This window comes from Streptomyces sp. NBC_01433 (assembly GCF_026340105.1).
Lineage (GTDB): Bacteria > Actinomycetota > Actinomycetes > Streptomycetales > Streptomycetaceae > Streptomyces.
In genome coordinates this window covers 5005213-5029175 of record NZ_JAPEPM010000001.1, presented here as the reverse complement: position 1 = coordinate 5029175, position 23963 = coordinate 5005213, and the positions used below count along the sequence as shown (strand labels likewise).

The window sequence follows — 23963 nt, the reverse complement described above, 5'->3', positions numbered from 1 at the left end:
GCTCAGCGCCCCCGCAGCGTGCGGTAGGCGGCGACCAGCGCGGCGGTGGAGCTGTCCAGCCGCTCGCCGCCGGTGCCCTCGGTCAGGACCGGCTCGATCTTCCTGGCGAGGACCTTGCCGAGCTCGACGCCCCACTGGTCGAAGGAGTCGATGTTCCAGACGGCACCCTGGACGAAGACCTTGTGCTCGTAGAGCGCGATCAGCTGGCCGAGGACCGAGGGGGTCAGCTTGTCGGCGAGGATCGTGGTCGTCGGGTGGTTGCCCCGGAACGTCTTGTGCGGAACCAGCTCCTCGGGCACCCCTTCCGCACGGACCTCGTCGGGCGTCTTGCCGAAGGCGAGGGCCTGGGTCTGGGCGAAGAAGTTGGCCATCAGCAGGTCGTGCTGGGCGATCAGTCCGGGCAGCAGGTCGTGCACCGGGGCGGCGAAGCCGATGAAGTCCGCCGGGATCATCTTCGTGCCCTGGTGGATCAGCTGGTAGTAGGCGTGCTGACCGTTGGTGCCGGGCGTGCCCCAGACCACCGGACCGGTCTGCCAGTCGACCGGGTTGCCGTCCCGGTCGACGGACTTGCCGTTGGACTCCATGTCCAGCTGCTGGAGGTACGCGGTGAACTTGGACAGGTAGTGGCTGTAGGGCAGGACCGCGTGCGACTGGGCGTCGAAGAAGGCGCCGTACCAGACGCCCAGCAGGCCGAGCAGCAGCGGGGCGTTCTCCTCGGCGGGCGCGGTGCGGAAGTGCTCGTCGACGAGGTGGAACCCGTCGAGCATCTCGCGGAACCGCTCCGGGCCGATGGCGATCATCAGCGAGAGGCCGATCGCGGAGTCGTAGGAGTACCGGCCGCCGACCCAGTCCCAGAACTCGAACATGTTGGCCGTGTCGATGCCGAAGTCCGCGACCTTCTCCGCGTTGGTCGACAGCGCCACGAAGTGCTTGGCGACGGCGTCCTGACCGGCCTTCAGCTCGGTGAGCAGCCAGTCGCGCGCGGAGGTGGCGTTGGTGATGGTCTCGATCGTGGTGAATGTCTTGGACGCGACGATGAACAGCGTCTCGGCCGCGTCGAGGTCGCGGACCGCCTCATGGAGGTCGGCGCCGTCGACGTTGGAGACGAAGCGAACGGTGAGCGAGCGGTCCGTGAAGGAGCGCAGCACCTCGTACGCCATGGCGGGGCCCAGGTCGGAGCCGCCGATGCCGATGTTCACGATGTTCTTGATGGGACGGCCGGTGTGACCGGTCCACTGCCCCGACCTGACCTTCTCGGAGAAGACGGCCATCTTGTCGAGGACGGCGTGCACGCCGGGCACCACGTTCTCGCCGTCGACCTCGATCACCGCGTCGCGCGGGGCGCGGAGCGCGGTGTGCAGGACGGCCCGGTCCTCGGTGGTGTTGATCTTCTCGCCGCGGAACATCGCGTCCCGCAGCTCCGCGACCCCGGTGGCGGCGGCGAGCTCGCGCAGCAGGCGGAGCGTCTCGTCGGTGACCAGGTGCTTGGAGTAGTCGAGGTGGAGGTCGCCGACCCGCAGGGTGTAGGCGCTGCCGCGGTCCGGATTGTCCGCGAACAGCTGTCGCAGATGGGTCCCGCCGAGCTCTTCACGGTGCTTGCCGAGAGCCGTCCACTCGGGCATCTGATTGAGCCTGGTTCGGCTTTGTGCGTTCATCGCGGATATCAGCCCACTTCTTCTCGTACTTGCGCATCCCCGCTGCCCCTCCAACCTAATTGATCCGAGGTCATCGGGGCGCGAGGGCGGGCTGCGGCACGGGAAACGCGGGCGACCGCACGGGAATTGCGGTCCGGCCGGACACCCTGGGGTGCCCGGCCGGTGAACGTCTTCTAGATTTCGCCGCGGAGTTTGGCAAGTGCCTCGGCGAGAATGGCTTCGCCGTCCGCGTCGCTGCGCCGTTCCCGTACGTACGCCAGATGCGTCTTGTACGGCTCGGTACGGGGCGGGTCCGGCGGGCTGTCCCGGTCCTGACCGGCCGGGAAGCCGCAGCGCGGGCAGTCCCAGGTCTCCGGTACCTGCGCGTCATGGGCGAAGCTCGGCTGCGTCTCGTGCCCGTTCGAGCACCAGAAGGAGATGCGGAGGCGCGGTGCGGACTCGCCCCGCTCGGCCTCCCCCATCGGCCCCGCTCCGACCCGGCTTCCCCGAATCGCGTTGCCACTTGCCACGGTCGTAACTCCCTGCGTGATGGTGCTCGAAGATGCCCCAGTCTACGTAAGGCCCAACGCGCGTCCAGTGAAAGGAGTTACACCCTCACCGGGATTCACGGACGACGGGTCAGTTGTCCAGCTTGATCAGCAGACCAAGGACCACAATGCAGGCGAACCAGCCCAGACCGACCACGACGGTGATGCGGTCGAGGTTGCGCTCGGCGACCGAGGAACCACCGACGGAGGACTGCATACCGCCACCGAACATGTCGGAGAGGCCGCCGCCCTTTCCCTTGTGCATCAGCACCAGCAGCATCAGCAGCAGGCTGAAGACGATCAGGGCGATCTCGAACCCCAAAATCACGGCTGGTCCCTACTTTCCGGAATTCTTAGGACTGCATGTACGGACAACGGGGGCCGGAGGGTGTTACCCCCCTCGGCCCCCGCAAGGGTACGACGGATCCGCGCTAGCGCATACTCACTGGTCGCGGAAGCGGACGATCTTGACGAACTCGTCGGTGTCCAGCGCGGCGCCGCCGATCAGGGCGCCGTCCACGTCGGGCTGGGCCATGATGGCCGCGACATTGCCGGACTTCACCGAGCCGCCGTACTGGATGCGGACGGCGTCGGCCAGCTCCTGCGAGTACAGCTCGGCCAGCCGGCGGCGGATCGCTCCGCACACCTCCTGGGCGTCCTCGGGGGTGGCGACCTCGCCGGTCCCGATGGCCCAGACCGGCTCGTAGGCGATCACGATGGACTCGGCCTGCTCGGCCGGGACGTCCTTGAGGGCACCGTCGAGCTGCGCGAGCGTGTAGGAGACCTGGTCACCGGCCTTGCGGATGTCCAGGCCCTCGCCGACGCAGAGGATCGGGGTCAGGCCGTGCTTGTACGCGGCCTTCACCTTGGCGTTGCAGACCTCGTCGGTCTCGGCGTGGTACTGGCGGCGCTCGCTGTGGCCGACGGCCACGTACGTGCACTTCAGCTTGGCGAGCATGCCGCCGGAGATCTCACCGGTGTACGCGCCGGAGTCGTGCGCCGAGATGTCCTGTGCGCCGTACTTGATCTTCAGCTTGTCGCCGTCCACCAGGGTCTGCACGGAGCGCAGGTCGGTGAAGGGCGGCAGGACGGCGACCTCTACGGCGTCGTAGTCCTTGTCGGCCAGGGCGAAGGCGAGCTTCTGGACGTGGGCGATGGCCTCAAGGTGGTTGAGGTTCATCTTCCAGTTGCCCGCCATCAGCGGGGTGCGGGTGGTCATGAAAAGTCAGTCCTCCAGTGCGGCGAGGCCGGGAAGCGTCTTGCCCTCGAGGTATTCGAGGCTGGCGCCGCCACCGGTCGAGATGTGGCCGAATGCGTTCTCGTCGAAGCCCAGGATGCGGACGGCGGCGGCGGAGTCGCCACCGCCGACGACGCTGAAGGCCGGGGAGTCGACCAGTGCCTGGGCGAGCGCGCGCGTGCCCTCGGCGTAGTCGGGGTGCTCGAAGACGCCCATGGGGCCGTTCCAGAAGACGGTGGCCGCGTCGGCGAGCTTCGATGCGTACAGCTTGCGGGTCTCGGGACCGAGGTCCAGACCCTGCTGGTCGGCCGGGATGGCGTCGGCGGCGACCGTGGTCGGGTGGGCCGGGGCCTTGGTCTTCAGGTTCGGGAACTCGCCCGCGACCAGGACGTCGACGGGGAGCACGAACTCCACGCCGAGCTCCTCGGCGCGCTTGAGGTAGCCCTGGACGGCCGGGACCTGGTCCTCCTGGAGCAGCGAGATGCCGACCTCGTGGCCCTGGGCCTTGAGGAAGGTGTACGCCATGCCGCCGCCGATCAGGATGCGGTCGGCCTTCTCCAGCAGGTGGTCGATGACCCCGAGCTTGTCGGAGACCTTGGCGCCGCCGAGGACGACGGCGTACGGCCGCTTGACGTCGGAGGTGAGCTTCTTCAGTACGCCGACCTCGGTGGCGATGAGGAAGCCCGCGTAGTGCGGCAGCCGGGCCGGGAGGTCGAAGACCGAGGCGTGCTTGCGGTGGACGGCGCCGAAGCCGTCGCCCACGTACACATCGGCGAGCTCGGCCAGCTGGTCGGCGAAGGCACCGCGCTCGGCGTCGTCCTTCGCCGTCTCACCGGTGTTGAAGCGGAGGTTCTCGATGACGGCGACCTTGCCGTCGGTGAGCGCGGCGACCGTGGCGCGGGCGGACTCGCCGACGGTGTCGGTCGCGAAGGCGACGTCCGCGCCGAGGATCTCGCCCAGCCGGGCGGCGGCGGGCGCCAGCGAGAAGGCCGGGTCCGGAGCGCCCTTGGGGCGGCCCAGGTGCGAGGCGACGATGACCCGCGCACCGGCCTCGGCGAGCTTGGCGACCGTCGGGACGACGGCCCGGATGCGGCCGTCGTCGGTGATGGTGGTGCCGTCCAGCGGCACGTTGAGGTCGGCGCGGACGAATACCCGCTTCCCCGCGACCCCTTCGGCGAGAAGTTCGTCGATCGTCTTCATCAGTTCCGTTACTCCTTGCAACGACGGATGAGCATGCAAGGGGGCTCGAACGGCGCCGCGTTGCGCCGTTCGAGCCCCTCTCACATCGAGATGCCTGCCGATCCGAGGATCAGAGCTGGCCGCCGACGAAGACGGTCAGGTCGACGAGGCGGTTGGAGTAACCCCACTCGTTGTCGTACCAGCCGAGGATCTTCACCGTCTTGCCTTCCTGAACCATCGTCAGGGAGGAGTCGAAGGTGCAGGACGCCGGGTCGCCGACGATGTCGGACGAGACGATCGGGTCCTCGGTGTAGGCCAGGAAGCCCTTGAGGTCGCCGTCGTCGGACGCCTTCTTGAACGCGGCGTTGACCTCGTCCTTGGTGACTTCGCGCTGCAGCTCCACGACGAGGTCGGTGGCCGAACCGGTCGGGACCGGGACGCGCATCGCGATGCCGTCGAGCTTGCCCTTGAGCTGCGGAAGGACCAGGGCGGTGGCCTTGGCGGCGCCCGTCGTGGTCGGAATGATGTTCTCGGCGGCGGCGCGGGCGCGACGCAGGTCCGAGTGCGGGAAGTCCAGGATGCGCTGGTCGTTGGTGTACGCGTGGACCGTCGTCATCAGGCCCTTGACGATGCCGAAGTTCTCGTCGAGAACCTTGGCCATCGGCGCCACACAGTTGGTGGTGCAGGAGGCGTTGGAGATGATGTGGTGATTGGCCGCGTCGTACTTGTCCTGGTTGACGCCCATCACGATGGTGATGTCCTCGTCCTTGGCCGGAGCCGAGATGAGGACCTTCTTGGCGCCACCCGCGATGTGCTTCTCGGCGTCGGCCTTCTTGGTGAAGATGCCGGTCGACTCGATCACGATGTCGACGCCCAGCTGACCCCAGGGGATGTCGGCCGGGTTGCGCTCGGAGAGCACCTTGATGGTGTGACCGTCGACGGTGATGGTGTCGGCGGTGTGGCTCACCTCTGCCTTGAGACGACCCAGAATGGTGTCGTACTTCAGCAGGTGGGCCGTGGTCGCAGTGTCACCCAGGTCGTTGACAGCCACGATCTCGATGTCCGCACCCTGCTCCAGCAGCGCGCGGAAGTAGTTACGACCGATGCGGCCAAAGCCGTTGATGCCTACGCGGATCGTCACGAACCGATCTCCTCGTTAGGTACGCCGGTTTTCGACGCCGGCGAGTTGTATGGGATGTCCCCGACCGCCTCCGACCCTACCTCTCCAAGGGCCCGGGAGTGACATCGAGAGGGCCGGACGAGCAGGCAGGCCCGTACTCCCGAGTAGGAGTACGGGCCTGGAGTCCTTTGGTCCCTACGCGGTCCGGGACCTTGGTCCCGGACCCGCGACAGGCGGTACGGAGCATCGACGCCGAGGGGGTCGCGGCGCCTTCCCGAAGGGGTCCGGGGGGCAGTCGGCGCGGTCGTGTGCTGTCAACACGGGGAGTGTGCCGGCCGGGCGGTGCGAGGAGCCCGGTCGGCCGACGAGGCCGGTCAGCCGACGAGGCCGGTCAGCCGACGAGGCCGTCGGCCAGCTCCTCGCTCAGGGTGGACTCCGTCCCCGGGATGCCCAGGTCCTGGGCCCGCTTGTCGGCCATGGCCAGCAGCCGGCGGATCCGGCCCGCGACCGCGTCCTTGGTCAGCGGCGGGTCGGCGAGCGCGCCCAGCTCCTCCAGGGACGCCTGCTTGTGCTCCATGCGCAGGCGTCCGGCGGCCGCGAGGTGCTCGGGCACCTCCTCGCCCAGGATCTCCAGCGCGCGCCCCACCCGGGCCCCGGCGGCCACCGCGGCCCGTGCCGAGCGGCGGAGGTTGGCGTCGTCGAAGTTGGCCAGCCGGTTCGCCGTGGCCCGGACCTCGCGCCGCATCCGGCGCTCCTCCCAGGCCAGCACCGACTCATGGGCGCCGAGCCGGGTCAGCAGCGCGCCGATCGCGTCGCCGTCCCGGACGACGACACGGTCCACGCCGCGCACCTCGCGCGCCTTCGCCGCGATGGAGAGCCTGCGGGCCGCGCCGACCAGTGCGAGCGCCGCCTCCGGACCCGGGCAGGTCACCTCCAGCGAGGAGGAACGGCCCGGCTCGGTGAGCGAGCCGTGCGCCAGGAACGCCCCGCGCCAGGCCGCCTCCGCGTCGCAGGTGGCCCCCGAGACCACCTGCGGGGGCAGCCCGCGGATGGGACGGCCGCGGCCGTCCACCAGGCCGGTCTGGCGAGCCAGCTGGTCACCGCCCGCCACCACGCGGACGACATAGCGCGAGCCGCGCCGCAGCCCGCCGGGAGCCATCACGATCAGTTCGGAGCTGTGTCCGAAGATTTCGAGAATGTCGCGCTTGAGCCGGCGCGCCGCCATCGCGGTGTCCAGCTCCGCCTCGATCACAATCCGGCCGCTCACCAGGTGCAGCCCGCCCGCGAAACGAAGAATCGCCGAGACTTCTGCCTTCCTGCAGCAGGTCCGGGTGACGGGAAGCCGAGAGATTTCGTCCTTCACCGCTGGCGTCATCGCCATGGGCCGATCCTTCCATGCATCCGAAAAATACGGTCGTACGCGGCGGCCAACAGCTCCGGATCATGAATCGGAACGCCGTCGGGTGAGGCCACAGGCGCCAGCTCGACCGCGGCACCGAGCCGTTTTGCGGCATCGGCGAGGGACTCGCGATCGGGCACGGCGGCCTCGTCGGCCAGCACCACGTCCAGGGCGAGTTTAGGGGCGTGTCGTCCCAAAACCTCCAAATGACGCTGCGGAGAGAAGCCATCTGTTTCACCGGGTTGTGGCGCGAGGTTCAGCGAGAGGACCTTCCGGGCCTTCGTGGCGACCAGCGCGTCGAGCAGATCAGGCACCAGCAGATGGGGGATCACGGAGGAGAACCAGGAGCCCGGACCGAGCACCACCCAGTCCGCGTCGAGGACGGCCTCGACCGCTTCGGGCACGGCCGGCGGGTCGATCGGGACGACATGCACGGACTGCACCTCGCCCGGGGTGAGCGCCACCGTGGCCTGGCCACGCACCGTGACGATGTCCTCGGGGCGGTCGGGGTCGTGCCCCCGTACCAGCGCCTGGAGCTCCAGCGGCACGGCCGACATCGGCAGCACCCGGCCGTGCGCGCCGAGCAGCTTGCCGACCAGGTCGAGAGCCTGGACATGGTCGCCGAGCTGCTCCCAGAGGGCGACGATCAGCAGATTGCCGACCGCGTGCTCGTGCAGATCGCCCTTGGACTCGAAGCGGTGCTGGATGACCCGGGACCAGGTCTGGCCCCAGTCGTCGTCGCCGCAGAGCGCGGCGAGCGCCTTGCGCAGGTCGCCGGGCGGCAGGACGCCCAGCTCCTCGCGCAGCCGGCCGCTGGAGCCCCCGTCGTCGGCGACGGTGACCACGGCCGTGAGATCGCCGGTGATCCGGCGCAGCGCCGCGAGGGACGCCGACAGTCCCATGCCGCCGCCGAGCGCGACGACCTTGGGCTGTGCGCCGCGCTTGCGGCCGGAGAGCGCCGAGGTGGCTCTGCTGAGTCTCCGCAGACGCAGATTGCGCCCGGTCACTCGCGCCCCATGTCCCGGTGGACGAGGACGGTCTCGATCCCCTCCGTGGCCAGCCGGGCGGCGAGCTTCTCCGACATCGCCACGGAGCGGTGCTTGCCGCCCGTGCACCCGACGGCGATGGTCACGTAACGCTTGCCCTCGCGGCGGTAGCCCGCGGCGATCAGCTGGAGCAGTTCCGTGTACTGGTTGAGGAATTCCTTGGCGCCCGGCTGGTCGAAGACGTACGCGGACACCTCCTCGTTGAGGCCGGTGAACGGGCGCAGTTCCGGGACCCAGTGCGGGTTGGGCAGGAACCGGCAGTCCACGACCAGGTCGGCGTCGACCGGCAGGCCGTACTTGAAGCCGAACGACATCACCGTGGCCCGCAGCTCCGGCTCCTCGTCGCCCGCGAACTGGGCGTCCATCTTGGCCCTCAGTTCGTGCACGTTGAGGCTGGAGGTGTCGATCACCAGGTCGGCGTCGCCGCGCAGCTCGCGCAGCAGATCGCGTTCGGCCGCGATGCCGTCGACGATCCGGCCGTCGCCCTGGAGCGGGTGCGGGCGGCGCACCGACTCGAAGCGGCGCACCAGGGCGTCGTCGGAGGACTCAAGGAAAACGATCCGCCTGGTGACGTGCTTGGCCTCCAGGTCCGCGAGGGACTCCCGGAGGTTGTCGAAGAAACGGCGGCCCCGCACGTCGACGACGACGGCGATGCGGGCCACATTGCCCTGCGAGCGGGCGCCGAGCTCCACCATGGTGGGGATCAGCGCGGGCGGCAGATTGTCGACGACGAACCAGCCGAGGTCCTCCAGACACTTGGCGGCGGTGCTGCGCCCGGCGCCCGACATCCCGGAGATGATCACCAGTTCGGGAATGGCTGCCGTGGCGGCCTCGCCCGTCTCGCTCGTGGTGCCCGTACTCACGTCTGCTGCTCCGTCTGCTCGGTCTTCGTGCTCGTGTTCATGGTCGCGCTCGGGTTCGTGCTCGGGCGTGGTGCCGTTTTCGGTCTCGTGCGTGTGGTCATTCATGACGTGCCCCCGTCGTCCTCTTCAATGATCTCTCCTGTGGCCGTGTTCACGGCAGGCGCGGCCGGGGCGGTCGAGGCGAGGGCGGCGGCCACCGATTCCGCCGTCCTGCGGCCTATCCCCGGGACCTCGCAGATCTCATCGATTGTCGCCTGCCTCAGCTTCTTCACGGAGCCGAAATGCTTGATCAGCGCCTGTTTCCGGGTCTCGCCGAGGCCGGTGACATCGTCCAGGGGGCTGCTGCGGATGCGCTTGGCCCGCTTGGCCCGCTGGTAGGTGATGGCGAAGCGGTGCGCCTCGTCGCGGACGCGCTGGAGGAGGTAGAGGCCCTCGCTGGAACGGGGCAGGACGACGGGGTCGTCGTCGCCGGGCAGCCAGACCTCTTCGAGGCGCTTGGCCAGCCCGCAGACGGCGATGTCGTCGATCCCCAGTTCGTCCAGGGCGCGCTTGGCGGCGGCCACCTGGGGCTGCCCGCCGTCGACCACGACGAGCTGCGGCGGATACGCGAACCGCTTGGGACGGCCGTCGTCCTCGCGGGGCTCGCTCTCACCGGGACCGGGGTCATCAGCGGCAGGACCGAGCTCCCCGGCGGGCCCCGGTGCGGGGACGGGACCGGTGGGTGCGGGACCGATGGATGCGGGTGCGGGGACGGGACCGGCGGGTGCGGGACCCATCGGGGCCGGTGCGGGGACGGGACCCGTGGGCGCCGGGCCGGATTCCCGGGGTTCCTCCCACTCCCCCGTCCGCTCCTTGTCCTGGAGATAGCGCTTGAAGCGGCGACCGATCACCTCGTGCATCGAGCGGACGTCGTCCTGGCCCTCGAAGCCCTTGATCTGGAAGCGGCGGTACTCGCTCTTGCGGGCGAGCCCGTCCTCGAAGACCACCATGGACGCCACCACGTCGTCGCCCTGGAGATGGGAGATGTCGTAGCACTCGATGCGCAGGGGCGCCGTGTCGAGGCCGAGCGCCTCGGTGATCTCCTCCAGGGCACGGGAGCGGGTCGTCAGGTCGGAGGCGCGCTTGGTCTTGTGCAGTCCGAGCGCCTGCTGGGCGTTGCGCTGGACGGTGGCCATCAGGTCCTTCTTGTCCCCGCGCTGCGGAATGCGCAGGCTGACCTGGGAGCCCCGGCGGTCGGCGAGCCACTGGGCCACCGCTTCGGTCTCCTCGGGGAGGGCCGGTACCAGGACCTCCTTGGGGACCGAGTCACCCGTCTCCTCGCCGTACAGCTGCTGGAGGGCGTGCTCGACCAGGCCCGAGGTGTCGACCGCCTCGACCTTGTCCGTGACCCAGCCGCGCTGGCCGCGCACCCGGCCGCCGCGGACGTGGAAGATCTGGACGGCCGCTTCCAGCTCGTCCTCGGCGACGGCGATCAGGTCGGCGTCGGTGGCGTCGGCGAGGACGACGGCGCTCTTCTCCATGGCCCGCTTGAGCGCCTCGGCGTCGTCGCGGAGCCGGGCGGCCCGCTCGTACTCCATCTCCTCCGCCGCCGCCATCATGTCCTTCTCCAGCCGGCGGATGTACGTCCCCGTCCGGCCGGCCATGAAGTCGCAGAAGTCCTCGGCCAGTTCGCGGTGCTCCTCGGGGGTGACCCGGCCGACGCAGGGGGCCGAGCACTTGCCGATGTAGCCGAGGAGACAGGGACGGCCGGTCCTGGCGGCGTTCTTGAACACGCCCGCGGAGCACGTACGGACGGGGAAGACGCGGAGCATCAGGTCGACGGTCTCGCGGATCGCCCACGCGTGCCCGTACGGACCGAAGTAGCGCACGCCCTTCTTCTTGGCGCCGCGCATGACCTGGACCCGCGGGAAGTCCTCGTTGAGTGTGACCGCGAGATAGGGATAGCTCTTGTCGTCGCGGTACTTGACGTTGAACCGGGGGTCGAACTCCTTGATCCAGGAGTACTCCAGCTGGAGCGCCTCGACCTCGGTGGAGACGACGGTCCATTCGACGGAGGCGGCCGTCGTGACCATCGTGCGGGTACGCGGGTGCAGACCGGCAAGGTCCTGGAAGTAGTTGGCCAGGCGCTGGCGCAGGTTCTTCGCCTTCCCGACGTAGATCACCCGGCGGTGCTCGTCGCGGAACTTGTAGACCCCCGGGGAGTCGGGGATCTGTCCCGGCTTGGGGCGGTAGCTGGAGGGGTCTGCCATGTCTCACACCCTACTTGCGGAGTGTGACAACGGGCCCTCGCCGAGGGTGGTGCCGCGCTCCGGGGTGCGGGTGAGGTGCGCACACCCCGGAGCGCGGACCGGTGGAGCCGGTCAGGCGCCGGACGCGGGGGTTTCCCGGGTACGGCGGTGGCGGCGGGCCGCGGTGACGCCGCAGAGTGCCAGGGCCAGCAGGGCCCCCGCTCCGGCGACGGCCGCGGTGGCGCTCAGGGCCCCGTCGGCGGCGGTGTCCGGGGCACCGGCCGCGGTGGCGGCCATGACCGGTCCGGATCCGGGACCCGCGGCAGGTCCCGGCGCGGGTCCGGAGCCCGTCGCCGCGTCAGGGCCGGAGCCCGTCGCCGCGTCGGGTCCGTAGCCGCCCGCCTTGCCGGAGCGGGCGTAGCCGGAATCCGGGAGCTTGTCCCCGTATGCCTCCCGCACCCGGTTCCCGTAGGCGCTCAGCGTGGTTCCTGCGGCCCCGACCGCCCCGGCGGCGTCCTCGTCCAGCGGGAGCACCCTGTTCGCCTTGTGGACGTACCAGGCGTCGATCTGCGGCTCCCGGAACACGGTGCCGCCGGGGAGCTTGCGGGCGCCCGCCGCGGTGTAGCGCGCCTCGTCGTCGCCGGTGGCTATGTTCACCACCTGCCAGTCGGCGCCCCGGCCCGCCTTCGGGACGGTCCACAGGGACGCCTTCTGCCCGTTTGAGGAGACCGCGGTGGAGGCGAGGTAGTCGAGCGTGCTGAGGGCGGCCCCCGGTTTCCCGGCGACGAAGTCCGCGGAGAGCGTGCGTACGGGGACGGCCGCTCCCTCGATCCGTGGTGCGGCCGCCGCCCGGGTGACCGCGCCCTCCCTGGCGAAGAACCGGGACAGGGTGTCCAGGGTGGAGGCCGAGGCAGCCGCCTCGTGGGCCGCCGCCAGGGCCGGGGCGGTGAGGGTGGGGGCGGCGAAGGCGGGCGCGGTGGGGGCCGGGCGCGCCGCCGGTCCGCCGTCCGCGACCGCCTGGGGAGAGGCGGCGGCGAACAGGGCGGCGCCGGTGAGCGCGGTGGCCGTGACGATGCGCCGGGTCGTGGAAGTCATGCCGTCACGCCCCGATCCGGTACAGCGAGTGGGTCCAGGAGAACTCGTTGTTGTTCACGTACCAGGCGTGCGAGGCCCAGTTGTAGCGGTTGCTGGAGGGCCAGGGGTCGCCCCAGTAGACCCAGCTGCTGGCGTCGTCGTAGCCGTACAGGACGTGCATGTGCCCGCCGCCGGAGGACCACTGGATGCGTGTCTCGACGGGGCGGCCGGCGGATATCTCGCCCTGCACCGTCGCGTAGCGCAGGTAGCCCGTGACGTACGAACCGGGGTTGACGCCCGCCCAGGACAGACCGTCCTGGACATTGCCCAGCGTGGCCTGCGAGTTGGGGCACTCGTAGCCCTGGGCCCGGTTGAAGGCGGCATTGCAGAACTGGTTCTGGGAGTAGTTCCGCCCGAACCAGGTGGCGATGGTGTTGCCCGCGCCCGCCCAGCACCAGTTGGTCTTCTGCTGGGCCTGCATGGTGATGTTCAGCCGCTGGGTGGCGGCGACGGCGCTGCTGTCCGACGTGACGGCCGGAGTCTGGGCGGCGGTGGCGGTCGCCGCCGGCACGGCGAGGAGCACGGCGGCCAGGAGTGCCGTGAACGGGAACCTTCCCGGCCTGATTCTTCGGTTGCGCATGGCGTTCCTCCCATGGCGGGGGGGGGTGGGATCGGAGGAGCGCGTCCGGACGCTGTTCAGGAGCATCGACCGTTGTCCGGAACCGGTCAACACGCTTCAATGCGGGGTGACATCACGGTGTGAACGGCGCGACGGATGTGTGAACAGTCCCGCCCCGGTCACCTGGCCCCCCGCTCCCACCCGGGTGATGTCCCCGCTCCCCGTCGTGAACGTTCACCGGAGGCCCGACATGCGGCACACCGAGACCGAACTCGCCCAGGTGCTGCACACCGGCCCCTTCCATCTGGCCCTCCGCACCGCCCTGTCCGTGCGCGGGCTGCCGCTCCAGCGGGTCCAGCACCACCTCGCGCACCGGGGCATCAAGGTCGGGGTGACGAGCCTCAGCTACTGGCAGCAGGGCGCGCGCCGCCCCCGGCGCGCCGAGTCGCTGCGTGCCGTGCAGGCCCTGGAGGCCGTTCTCGCGCTGCCGGAGAACTCGCTGCTGCGGCTGCTGGGGACCGGGGACGTACCCGCGGACTCCGAGCGCCCGGCGGCGCGCTCGTACCGCTCGCTGATGGAGGCGTCGGGTGCGGTGGAGCGGCTGCTGGCGGCGATGGAGTCACCGGTGGACGGCGGGCTGCACACCGTGGGGCATCAGGAGCGGGTCCGGATAGGGGCGGGCCGGGAGATGGCGGGCCGCGACTCGCAGCACGTCGTGCGGGCGCATCGCGACGGGGTCGACCGCTACCTCGCGGTCTACCGGGGCGATCCGGGCTGCGAGCCGTCGCGGATCACCGTACGGGCCCGGGAGAACTGCCGGACCGGCCGGGTCCGCTGGGACCGGGGGACGGGGGTGCTCGTGGCGGAGCTGCTCTTCGACACCCGGCTGCGGGCCGGTGAGACGTACCTCTTCGGCTACGCCTTCGACGACGGTACGGGTGAGCCCTGCGGTGAGTATGTGCGCGGCTTCACCTTCGGCGGCGGGCAGTACGTGCTCCAGATCCGCTTCGACGAGGCGGCGCTGCCGGTACGGTGCCGGCGCTTCGTCCAGGCGTCGGCGGGAGCGGCACGCGGCGCCCGGACCGACCTGACCGTCACCGGCAGGCACCGGACCGTACATCTGGTGGAGCAGGGGGTACGGCCCGGTCTCGTCGGGATCGACTGGGACTGGGAGTAGCCCCTGCCGGGAGCGGTTCCTGTGCCACTGCCCCGGTGCTGGTGCCTGTGCGTGCCAGTGCCCGGTACGCGTGCCGGTGCCGGTGCGCGTGCCGGTACCTGTTCGTGTGCCGGTACCGGAGCGTCAGGCTTCGGGGCCCGCGACGAGCTTTCCGCCCTCGGCCGTGACCGGGACGGAGGGCAGCGGCACGGTGGCCGGTCCGTGGATCGCCTTGCCGGTGGTCATGTCGAAGCGGCTGCCGTGACAGGGGCAGTGGCCCTCGGTGCCCTCGACCTTGTCCAGGACGCAGCCCCCGTGGGTGCACTGTGCGCTGAACGCCTTGTACTGGCCCTTCGCCGGGCAGCTCACGACGAGGCGCTGCTCGCGGTAGAGCTTGGCACCGCCGACCGGGACCTCGGACGCGGCGCCGAGGTCGACGGGCGCGGTCGGCGTGGGCGTCTCCGCGTGGCCGAGCTTGGAATCGGTCGAGCAGGCGGCCACGCCCAGCCCGGCGGCACCGGCGAGAGCGGCACCCTTCAGCACGGTACGGCGGGCGGCGGGCTGGCCGGGCATGCGTATCTCCACGGGTCGGTCTTCGGAGGTGGTGCGGGCGGTCGCCGGGCGTACCCGGACCACAGTGGCCGACGCTCCCGGTGACAGAAACGACGATACCGGCGGAGATCGGCGGGCCTGCGGCCGGGCCGGTCCTGGCTCGGAGCACGACGGTGGTGGCCCCCGGATCGGGGGCCGCCACCGTCAGCACGACATCAGCGCGGCAGGGCGGTCACGCCTTGCGGGCGCGGGTCGTCTTCTTCGCCGCCGCGCTCTTGGCCGTCGTCGTGCTCTTGGCCGTCGCTGTGCTCTTGGCCGACTTGGCGGCCTTGGTGGCCTTGGCCGTGCCGGTGGCGGCGGCCGACTTCCGGGCGGCCGGGGCGGCCTTCGCCGCGACCGTCTTCTTGGCCGCCGTCCTGCGGACCGGCTTACGGGCCGTGGGCAGTGCCGCCTCACTGATCCGGTCCGCGTCCAGGATGCCCTGGAGGAACTTGCCGGTGTGGCTGGCGGGCACCGAGGCGACCTTCTCAGGGGTGCCCTCGGCGACGACCAGACCGCCGCCGTTGCCCCCTTCGGGGCCCATGTCGATGACCCAGTCCGCGGTCTTGATGACATCGAGGTTGTGCTCGATGACGATCACCGTGTTGCCCTTGTCGACCAGGCCGGAGAGCACCTTGATCAGCTTGCTGATGTCCTCGAAGTGCAGACCGGTGGTCGGCTCGTCCAGGACGTAGACCGTGCGGCCGGTGGAGCGCTTCTGGAGCTCGCTCGCCAGCTTCACACGCTGGGCCTCACCGCCGGAGAGCGTCGGCGCGGACTGTCCGAGCCTGACGTATCCGAGGCCCACCTCATTGAGCGTACGGAGGTGGCGGGCGATCGTCGGGACGGCCTCGAAGAACTCCAGACCCTCCTCGATCGGCATGTCCAGCACCTCGGCGATGGACTTGCCCTTGTAGTGGACCTCCAGGGTCTCCCGGTTGTAGCGCGCTCCGTGGCAGACCTCGCACGGGACGTACACATCGGGCAGGAAGTTCATCTCGATCTTGATGGTGCCGTCGCCGGAGCAGTTCTCGCAGCGGCCGCCCTTGACGTTGAAGGAGAAGCGGCCCGGCAGATAGCCGCGCACCTTCGCCTCCATCGTCTCGGCGAACAGCCGGCGGACATGGTCGAAGACTCCGGTGTACGTGGCCGGGTTGGACCGGGGCGTACGGCCGATCGGCGACTGGTCGACGTGCACCACCTTGTCGACCAGGTCGTCCCCGTCGACCCGGGTGTGCCGGCCGGGGACCGACTTGGCACCGTTCAGCTCGCGGGCCAGGTGGGTGTAGAGGATGTCGTTGACCAGGGTCGACTTTCCGGACCCCGAGACACCCGTGACGGCCGTGAGGACGCCGAGCGGGAAGGACACGTCGATGTCCTGGAGGTTGTTCTCCCGGGCCCCGTGCACCGTGAGGCGGCGGCCGGGGTCGATCGGGCGCCGGATGTCGGGCATCGCGATCGCCCGCTTGCCGGACAGATACTGGCCGGTGATCGACTCCTTGTTGGCCAGCAACTCCTTGAGCGAGCCGGAGTGGACCACCTTGCCGCCGTGCTCACCGGCGCCGGGGCCGATGTCGACGACCCAGTCGGCGACCTTGATGGTGTCCTCGTCGTGCTCGACCACGATGAGGGTGTTGCCCATGTCGCGGAGCCGGACCAGGGTCTCGATCAGACGGTGGTTGTCCCGCTGGTGGAGGCCGATGGACGGCTCGTCCAGGACGTACAGCACACCGACCAGGCCGGAGCCGATCTGCGTGGCGAGCCGGATGCGCTGGGCCTCGCCGCCGGACAGGGTGCCCGCGGCCCGGTTGAGCGAGAGGTAGTCGAGGCCGACGTCGACGAGGAACCTCAGCCGCTCGTTGACCTCCTTGAGCACCCGCTCGGCGATCTTCTTGTCGCGGGCGTTCAGCTTCATCCGGCCGAGGAACTCGGCGCATTCGCTGATCGACATCGCGGAGACCTGGGCGATGGACTTCTCCATCACCGTCACCGCGAGCACGATCGGCTTGAGCCGCGTGCCCTCACAGGTCGGGCAGGGCACCTCGCGCATGTAGCCCTCGAAGCGCTCACGGCTGGAGTCGCTCTCGGCCTCGGAGTGGCGCCGCTTCACGAACTGCACCGCGCCTTCGAAGGCGGGGGTCGTGTAGGCGCGCTCGCGGCCGTACCGGTTGCGGTAGCGCACCTCGGTCTGGATCTTGTGGCCGAAGAGCAGGGCCTTCTTGGCGCGCTGCGGCAGCCCGGCCCAGGGGATGTCCGTACGGAATCCGAGGGCTTCGGAGAGTGCGCCGATCAGCCGCCCGAAGTACTCCTTGGTGTGGCCGTGCGACCAGGGGTGGATCGCTCCCTCGTCGAGGGACTTGTCCTCGTCCGGAACGATCAACTCCGGGTCGACCTCCATGCGCGTACCGATGCCCGTGCAGTCGGGGCAGGCGCCGAAGGGCGAGTTGAAGGAGAAGGAGCGGGGCTCCATCTCCTCGAAGGAGAGGTCGTCGTACGGGCAGTAGAGGTGCTCGGAGTACATCCGCTCACGCTCGGGGTCGTCCTCGGGGAGGTCGACGAAGTCGAGCACGACCATGCCGCCGGAGAGTCCGAGCGCGGTCTCGACCGAGTCGGTCAGCCGGCGCTTGGCGCTGTCCTTCACAGTGAGGCGGTCGACGACCACCTCGATGGTGTGCTTCTCCTGCTTCTTCAGCGTGGGCGGCTCGGAGAGCTGGATGGTCGTGCCGTCGACCCTGGCCCGGCTGTAGCCCTTGGTCTGGAGGTCGGCGAAGAGGTCGACGAACTCGCCCTTGCGCTCGCGCACCAGCGGCGAGAGCACCTGGAAGCGGCTGCCCTCGGGCAGTCCGAGCACCTTGTCGACGATGGCCTGCGGCGACTGGCGGGAGATGGGCCGCCCGCACTCCGGACAGTGCGGCTTGCCGATCCGGGCGAAGAGCAGCCGGAGGTAGTCGTAGACCTCGGTGATCGTGCCGACCGTCGAGCGCGGGTTGCGCGAGGTCGACTTCTGGTCGATGGAGACAGCGGGCGAGAGGCCCTCGATGAAGTCGACGTCCGGCTTGTCCATCTGACCGAGGAACTGCCGGGCGTACGAGGAGAGGGACTCCACGTAGCGCCGCTGGCCCTCGGCGAAGATCGTGTCGAACGCGAGGGACGACTTGCCCGACCCGGAGAGCCCGGTGAAGACGATGAGGGAGTCGCGGGGGAGGTCGAGCGAGACGTTCTTGAGGTTGTGCTCGCGCGCGCCACGGACGATGAGACGGTCGGCCACGCCGGTCCGCACCTTTCTTGAGAGAAGCGGGGGAACTGAGCCCCCCTCCCAGGGTATGGGGGGCGCCACAGCGATGTATGAGGCTTTCGACTCCGAGCGTATAGCACGCGCATTCGATTTACGGTCGGCCCTGAACTCCTTCACCCGAATGAGTGGCGAAGCTAGGCTCGGCCTCATGATTGATCATGCGCGCGACCTGGAAGCTGTACGCGAAGCGACCGAACGACTGCTCGCCGCAGCGGGCAAATGGGACAACGCCGCTGTCGCCGAGCCGTCACGGTTGCCCGGCTGGAGCCGGGGCCATGTACTGGCCCACCTGTCACGTAACGCCGACGCGCTGGCAAATGTTCTCCGGGGCCTGCCGATGTACGCGAGCAGCGAAACCCGGGACCACGACATCGCCCGCGACGCCCCCCGCCCGCTCGCCGAACAGCTGGCCGACCTCCGCGACAGCGGGGCCCGCTTCCTCGCGGCGGCCGCTGGACCGGCCGACTGGTCCCGTACGGTCACCCTGCGCAACGGGGTGACGGACTCGGCGTCCCGGGTCCCCTTCCGCCGCCGGATCGAGCTGGAGCTGCACCAGGTCGACCTGGGCATCGGCTACGAGCTGGAGGACCTGCCGGAGGAGTTCGTGACCCGGGAGATCGCGTTCCTCACCGACCGCTTCGCCGGGCACCCCGACGTGGTGGCCACCACCGTGACCGACGAGGACGGCCGCGACTGGTCGACGGGCGGCGGCGCGGAGGGCGGACCGACAGCCGTTCGGGGTCCGGCGGCCGAACTGCTCGGCTGGCTCTGCGGGCGCCGCGACGGCTCCGCGCTGACCGTGCTGAACGGCCCGCTGCCCGCGCTGCCGCCGCTATAGGCTGGGCCGTATGACGTACAGCGGAGCGGTCAAGGTCGGCGGACCTGCGGATGTGCACGAGCTGACGGATCTGATGATCTCCAAGGTCGCCGTCGGCCAGATGAACAACAACGCGTATCTGCTGCGCTGCCGGGCCACCGGCGAGCAGCTCCTGATCGACGCCGCCGCCGAGGCGCGGACCCTGCTCGGGCTGATCGGTGACGACGGCATCGCGTCCGTCGTCACGACCCATCAGCACGGCGACCACTGGCAGGCACTGGGCGAGGTGGTGGCGGCCACCGGAGCGCGTACGTACGCGGGCCGGTACGACGCCGAGGGCATCCCGGTCCCGACCGATGTACTCGTCGAGGACAACGACACGATCCGCGTCGGCCGGGTCTCGCTGACCGCCCGCCATCTGACCGGCCACACGCCGGGCTCCATCGCCCTGGTCTACGACGACCCGCACGGGGCTCCGCACCTGTTCACCGGGGACTGCCTCTTCCCCGGCGGGGTCGGCAATACACGCAAGGACCCGGCTGCGTTCGCGAGCCTGCTCCATGATGTGGAGACCAAGCTGTTCGACCGGCTGCCCGACGAGACCTGGGTCTATCCCGGGCACGGGTACGACACCACGCTCGGCGACGAGCGTCCGCAGCTGCCCGGGTGGCGCGCCCGCGGCTGGTGACCCGCCTGCGTGACGGGTGACCCCGCGGACGCCCTGGGTGACCCTGCGGACGCCCCGTGACCGTCGTTGCCGACAGGCCGGGGGGAGCGTCCGCGCCTCCCCGGCCCCGTACGCCCACCGGCCGGGGCGGGCGGACAAGTCCGCACACACCCCGGCCGGTGGCTCAGGCTCAGTGACTTCAGCCGGAGATGCTCTTGGTCTCCTCGTCGGTCGACTCGGTCGGCTCGGCCGCCTGCGCCGCCTTCGCCGCTTCCTGCTTCTTGTTGGCGATGAGGCTGGTGATCGTGGTGATCACCAGCACGCCGCAGATGACGGAGAGCGAGAACGGGATGGAGATCTCGGGGACATGCACCCCGGACTCGTGCAGCGCGTGCAGCACCAGCTTGACGCCGATGAAGCCGAGGATCACCGAGAGGCCGTAGCTGAGGTGGACCAGCTTCTTCAGCAGACCGCCGATGAGGAAGTACAGCTGGCGCAGCCCCATCAGGGCGAAGGCGTTGGCGGTGAAGACGATGTACGGGTCCTGGGTCAGGCCGAAGATCGCCGGGATGGAGTCCAGCGCGAAGAGCACATCGGTGGTGCCGATGGCGAGCATGACCACCATCAGGGGGGTCAGGACGCGCTTGCCGTTGTTCCTGATGAAGAGCTTGGTGCCGTGGTACTTGTCGGCGACACCGAAGCGGTGCTCGATCGACTTGAGGAGTCGGTTCTCCTCGAAGTCCTCTTCCTCGTCGCCGGCCCGCGCCTCCTGGATGAGCTTCCAGGCGGTGTAGATCAGGAACGCGCCGAAGATGTAGAAGACCCACGAGAAGTTGGCGATGACGGCGGCACCGGCGGCGATGAAGATCGCTCGCAGTACCAGCGCGATCAGCACGCCGATGAGCAGCACACGCTGCTGAAGGTGGGACGGCACCGAGAACTTCGCCATGATCAGGACGAAGACGAAGAGATTGTCGACACTGAGCGACTTCTCGGTGATGAAGCCGGCGAAGAACTCGCCGGAGGCCTGGCTCTCGCCGAAGACCAGCAGGCCCAGTCCGAAGAGGACGGCCAGCGTGATCCAGACGATGGTCCAGATTCCCGCTTCTTTGGTCGACACGTCATGGGGCTTGCGCCCGATGAAGAAGTCGACGGCGATCAAGGCGCACAGACCAAAAATGGTCAGCGCCCAAAGGGTCCATGAAACGTCCACTGCGCCTCCGGCAGTTCGCTACGGCTACTGATCAGCGTCGTCGCTGCCGGAGGTCTCTTCCACCTGAGCGCACGGGATGCGCGCCTGGCCGACGCCCCGGGACCGGTCACAGTCCGTACTGACGGGAACGTCGCGTATGGGAGTACTCCCCTCCGTTCTAAGAACAGTACAGGTAACACCAAGAAAAGGTAAAGGGAAGGGTAAAGGAACCGCCAAAACGGCAGGTCAGAGCCGCACGAATCCCGCTTGAGGGACGGGAACAGCGGCCGTGAAGGGAGGCTCAACGGCCGGCTTCGGGAGGCCCGGCGGCCGGGAGGCGGGACTCAGCGGCCACCGGTGCGGCGGGCGGCGGCCACGGCGGCGAGCACCCGTTCCAGGACTCGGCTGCCCGGCGGAAGCCCCGGCGGTTCGTACGTCCAGGCATGGCCGACCCAGGGATCGGCGAGATGGTTGTCGGCCACGGGGGTGATCCGCAGCAGGGAGCGCCACAGCGGGTCGAGGACCGGGCCGTACGCGCCGGCGTCCTCCCGGTCCGCGACCATCAGCAGATGCACCCCGACCGAGGGGCCCTCGTCGGCGAGGTAGCGCAACTGGGTCACGGCCCGGTCGTCGAAGCCGTGCGGGAAGTCGTTGACGATGAGGAGCTGCTCACCGGTGTCCAGGTCGGGCGGCAGCGAGTCGGCGGCACCGGCCCTGACCGCCATCTGCACCAGGTCCACGCGCCGGGTGAGGTGGGCGAGCACCGAGGCCACTCCCCCGGGTCCGGCGGCGGGCGGCCCGGTGAGGACCGCCGCACCGACCAGGGGCGCGAGCGCCCCGGCAGCCGAGCCCGCCGGATCGATGACGTGCACCGAGAACTCCCCGGTGGGGTGGACGGCAAGCATGCGGGCGGCGTGGACGACCGCGGTCTCCATGGCGAGGCGGCGCAGCTCGTCGGTGTCCATCAGCGCGGCCGCCTCGGAGGCCGTGCGGCCGCTGTCGATCCAGATGCCGCGCTCCAGGGGAAGCCGTACGAGCAGCGGGATGCGCAGGTCGGGGCGTTCGGGCAGATGGAGGTCGCCGATGCGCAGGGCCATCGGCATCTCCATCGGGACGCGGTGGGCGTGCCAGACGGGGTTGTCCCAGCCCGCGTAGGCGGCGGGGAGCGCGGGCTCCACCACGGCGGACTCGGCGGCGAGCTGGGCGAGGTCGCGGTCCAGGGCCTCGCGCGCCCGGGTGGTCAGCTCGTCGCGTTTGGCGCGGGCCTCCTCTCGGGCCCGGTCGCCCGCGCCGCCGATCCGGTTGCGCGGGTCGGACAGGGTCCGGTCGAGCTCCTGCTCCATACGGGACTCGGCGAAGTCCACGGCGCTGCGGTAGGCGGCGGTGGCGCGGGCCAGGTCCTCGAACATGCCCCAGATCTGGTTGTAGAGGCGTTCGTCCATGGACCAGCCGCTCGCGTCACCGGCGACGGGCAGCGCGGCCTGTCCCGGCGGGGCCGGGGGTGCCGCGGGCGGGGGCGGCGGGGGCGCGGCGCTCCGGCGGCGCGGGTGTGCGTAGTTGATGGGGCCGCCCACCGTGGCACCCCCCGTGGCGCCGGGCGCGGACGCGGCGGCCGCGGTCGTGGTGGTGTCGGCCGCGGCGGGGTCGGTCAGCGGCTCGGGGGGCCGGGCGGCCGGGGGCGCGGGCGGCTCCCGGTCGGCCGGGGCCGACGCGGTCCCCGCGCCGGGCCGTACCCGGTCGCCGTCCGGAGCGCGCGGCGGCGGTGGAGCCACCGAGCGGGCCATGCCTCGGGCGACCGCTTCCTGGATCGAACCGGCCAGCTCCGCCGCACGGGCCACACCCTGGTCCGCGAGCATCTCGGCGAGCCCGTCTGCGTATCCCTGGCCGACGGCGCGAACCTTCCAGACCCCTTGTCTGCGGTAGAGCTCCAGGGCGCTGACCGCGGACTCGGCGTCCAGGCCGGTGAGCGTGAAGGTGGCGATCTCGGTGCCGTCGAGCCCGGTGACGGCGACGAAGGGCGCGGCGACCGCGCCGAACCTGACCGGGCCGCCGACGCCCATCGGCAGGGCCAGCAGCACGGTGACGCGGTGCACCGCGTCGGGCAGGGCCTCGAGGTCGACGGCGAGCCGGTGGTCGGCGGCGGCCTGCTTGGACACTTCGAGCCCGGGGAGCTGCGGCGATCCGGGGTGGGCGATCCACTCGATGCCGTGCACCGTGCCCCGTTCGTCGCCGAGGGTGGCTCCGGCCACGACGGGTGAGCCCGCCGATACCCGGATCTCCAGACGGGTCTGGGGCAAGGTGTGATTCTGCCCCCGGACCAGTTCGGCCGTCATTGCTGCCCTGTCCCCCTCGACGATTTTCCTGCGGTGATGCCGCTCAGCGGTGCTGCCCGGCTGTGCGGTGCTGCTCAGCTGTGCGGTGGTGCCCGGCTGTTGCTCGGTGGTGGTGCCGCCGCTGCGCGGTGTGTCCGCCGGACGGGCGCGTTCGGTGTCCGGCGCCCGTCGCGGTGTCGTGCGATGCGGTGCAGCTCCCGGCGGCGGGTGCCTCCGGGAGCTGCTCGTACCGATGTGGACCAGGTGCTGTCGCGCCTACAGGTGCGGCAGGATCGAGGGCATCAGGTCCTGGAAGGTGCGGCCGTTGGCCGGGTTGCCGAGGGCCGTCATCTGCCAGCCGCTCCCCGCGCGGTGCACCTTCGCCATGATCTGGGCGGTGTACTGGCCGCCGCCGTCGAGTGTGTACCGGGCGAGCTCCTGGCCGTTGGTCTCGTCGACGATGCGGCAGAAGGCGTTCTGCACCTCCTGGAACGTCTGCCCGGTGAAGGAGTTCACCGTGAAGACGATCTGGTCGATGTGGACCGGGATGCGCTGGAGGTCGACGAGGATCGCCTCGTCGTCGCCGCCCGAACCGGCGCCGCCGACCAGGTTGTCGCCGGTGTGCTTGACCGAGCCGTCGTCGCTGACGAGGTGCCGGAAGAACACGACGTCGATGGGCTGCTTGTCGGCGAACAGTACGGCCGAGGCATCCAGGTCGATCTCCCGGGTGCGTGAGCCGAACAGTCCGCGGCGCGGGGCCGCCTGCCAGCCGAGCCCCATCCGTACCGCGGTCAGGGTCCCCCCGTCGCTCTTCTGCAGGCTGATGGCCTGGCCCTTGGTCATATTGACCGTCACGCGCTGTCCCCTCTCCGCATTTGCCCCGCATCCGTCCGTGTGCGGTTTCCTCGCACACTACGCAGTTCTCGCCGGACGGCAGCAGGTTCACGCCGTCTTTGTGTCGTTCTTGCAACACACCGGGTACGCCC

20 protein-coding genes are annotated in these 23963 nt (G+C 70.2%); 3 read left to right on the top strand and 17 right to left on the bottom strand.

The window, feature by feature from the left end; genetic code table 11:
- Positions 1-2: 2 nt before the first annotated feature.
- From pgi to OG413_RS22540, 12 genes are all read right to left on the bottom strand, one after another.
- A complete protein-coding gene (gene pgi, locus OG413_RS22595) occupies positions 3-1655 on the bottom strand; it encodes a glucose-6-phosphate isomerase (protein WP_266808212.1) in 1653 nt (550 codons plus the stop codon).
- Positions 1656-1828: 173 nt separating this feature from the next.
- On the bottom strand, positions 1829-2164 hold the full coding sequence (locus OG413_RS22590) for an RNA polymerase-binding protein RbpA (protein ID WP_136207022.1): 336 nt from the start codon (positions 2162-2164) through the stop codon (positions 1829-1831).
- Between the two features lie 109 nt (positions 2165-2273).
- Positions 2274-2510 (bottom strand): preprotein translocase subunit SecG, encoded by a 237-nt coding sequence (gene secG, locus OG413_RS22585; RefSeq protein ID WP_018104607.1) that lies wholly within the window; start codon positions 2508-2510, stop codon positions 2274-2276.
- 114 nt (positions 2511-2624) lie between these two features.
- Complete coding sequence (tpiA, locus tag OG413_RS22580; RefSeq protein ID WP_266808210.1) at positions 2625-3401, bottom strand: triose-phosphate isomerase; 777 nt, start codon at positions 3399-3401, stop codon at positions 2625-2627.
- A 6-nt stretch (positions 3402-3407) separates the two neighbouring features.
- Entirely contained in the window at positions 3408-4619 is a 1212-nt protein-coding gene (gene pgk / locus OG413_RS22575) for a phosphoglycerate kinase (protein WP_266808208.1), read from the bottom strand.
- 109 nt (positions 4620-4728) lie between these two features.
- The gene (gap, locus tag OG413_RS22570) at positions 4729-5739 is read right to left on the bottom strand and encodes a type I glyceraldehyde-3-phosphate dehydrogenase (protein ID WP_266808207.1); all 1011 of its coding nucleotides are present in this window, start codon (positions 5737-5739) and stop codon (positions 4729-4731) included.
- Between the two features lie 370 nt (positions 5740-6109).
- Entirely contained in the window at positions 6110-7099 is a 990-nt protein-coding gene (gene whiA, locus OG413_RS22565; RefSeq protein ID WP_030919772.1) for a DNA-binding protein WhiA, read from the bottom strand.
- Complete coding sequence (gene yvcK, locus OG413_RS22560) at positions 7090-8124, bottom strand: uridine diphosphate-N-acetylglucosamine-binding protein YvcK (protein ID WP_073720295.1); 1035 nt, start codon at positions 8122-8124, stop codon at positions 7090-7092. Before yvcK ends, whiA begins: the two co-directional genes overlap by 10 nt.
- On the bottom strand, positions 8121-9131 hold the full coding sequence (gene rapZ, locus OG413_RS22555) for an RNase adapter RapZ (protein WP_266808202.1): 1011 nt from the start codon (positions 9129-9131) through the stop codon (positions 8121-8123). Before rapZ ends, yvcK begins: the two co-directional genes overlap by 4 nt.
- Positions 9128-11275 (bottom strand): excinuclease ABC subunit UvrC, encoded by a 2148-nt coding sequence (gene uvrC, locus OG413_RS22550; RefSeq protein WP_266808200.1) that lies wholly within the window; start codon positions 11273-11275, stop codon positions 9128-9130. Before uvrC ends, rapZ begins: the two co-directional genes overlap by 4 nt.
- A gap of 111 nt (positions 11276-11386) precedes the next feature.
- Positions 11387-12349 (bottom strand): hypothetical protein, encoded by a 963-nt coding sequence (locus OG413_RS22545; RefSeq protein ID WP_266808199.1) that lies wholly within the window; start codon positions 12347-12349, stop codon positions 11387-11389.
- Between the two features lie 4 nt (positions 12350-12353).
- Entirely contained in the window at positions 12354-12968 is a 615-nt protein-coding gene (locus OG413_RS22540; RefSeq protein ID WP_266808198.1) for a papain-like cysteine protease family protein, read from the bottom strand.
- Between the two features lie 229 nt (positions 12969-13197).
- Here OG413_RS22540 and OG413_RS22535 point away from each other — a divergent pair, with 229 nt between their 5' ends.
- The gene (locus tag OG413_RS22535) at positions 13198-14124 is read left to right on the top strand and encodes a hypothetical protein (RefSeq protein ID WP_266808196.1); all 927 of its coding nucleotides are present in this window, start codon (positions 13198-13200) and stop codon (positions 14122-14124) included.
- Between the two features lie 123 nt (positions 14125-14247).
- Here OG413_RS22535 and OG413_RS22530 read toward each other — a convergent pair whose 3' ends face one another.
- Together OG413_RS22530 and uvrA are read right to left on the bottom strand one after the other, a co-directional pair.
- Complete coding sequence (locus OG413_RS22530) at positions 14248-14676, bottom strand: Rieske (2Fe-2S) protein (protein WP_266808195.1); 429 nt, start codon at positions 14674-14676, stop codon at positions 14248-14250.
- A 211-nt stretch (positions 14677-14887) separates the two neighbouring features.
- The gene (gene uvrA / locus OG413_RS22525) at positions 14888-17962 is read right to left on the bottom strand and encodes an excinuclease ABC subunit UvrA (protein WP_266808194.1); all 3075 of its coding nucleotides are present in this window, start codon (positions 17960-17962) and stop codon (positions 14888-14890) included.
- Between the two features lie 175 nt (positions 17963-18137).
- Here uvrA and OG413_RS22520 point away from each other — a divergent pair, with 175 nt between their 5' ends.
- Both OG413_RS22520 and OG413_RS22515 read left to right on the top strand, forming a co-directional pair.
- Positions 18138-18827: a maleylpyruvate isomerase family mycothiol-dependent enzyme gene (locus OG413_RS22520; protein WP_266808193.1), complete on the top strand. Its 690-nt coding sequence runs from the start codon at positions 18138-18140 to the stop codon at positions 18825-18827.
- Positions 18828-18837: 10 nt separating this feature from the next.
- Positions 18838-19494, top strand: coding sequence for an MBL fold metallo-hydrolase (locus OG413_RS22515; RefSeq protein WP_266808191.1), 657 nt, complete (start codon positions 18838-18840; stop codon positions 19492-19494).
- A gap of 178 nt (positions 19495-19672) precedes the next feature.
- On the opposite strand, the gene OG413_RS22510 is transcribed toward OG413_RS22515, so the two are convergent.
- The 3 genes from OG413_RS22510 to OG413_RS22500 all read right to left on the bottom strand — a co-directional run bounded on the left by OG413_RS22510 (position 19673) and on the right by OG413_RS22500 (position 23832).
- Positions 19673-20686, bottom strand: a complete 1014-nt coding sequence (locus OG413_RS22510) for a TerC family protein (RefSeq protein ID WP_266808190.1) — start codon at positions 20684-20686, stop codon at positions 19673-19675.
- 323 nt (positions 20687-21009) lie between these two features.
- Positions 21010-22998: a TerD family protein gene (locus OG413_RS22505; protein WP_266808188.1), complete on the bottom strand. Its 1989-nt coding sequence runs from the start codon at positions 22996-22998 to the stop codon at positions 21010-21012.
- 255 nt (positions 22999-23253) lie between these two features.
- Positions 23254-23832 carry a TerD family protein gene (locus OG413_RS22500; RefSeq protein WP_266808186.1) on the bottom strand — a complete coding sequence of 193 codons (579 nt, stop codon included), beginning with the start codon at positions 23830-23832 and terminating at the stop codon, positions 23254-23256.
- Between the last annotated feature and the right edge of the window lie 131 nt (positions 23833-23963).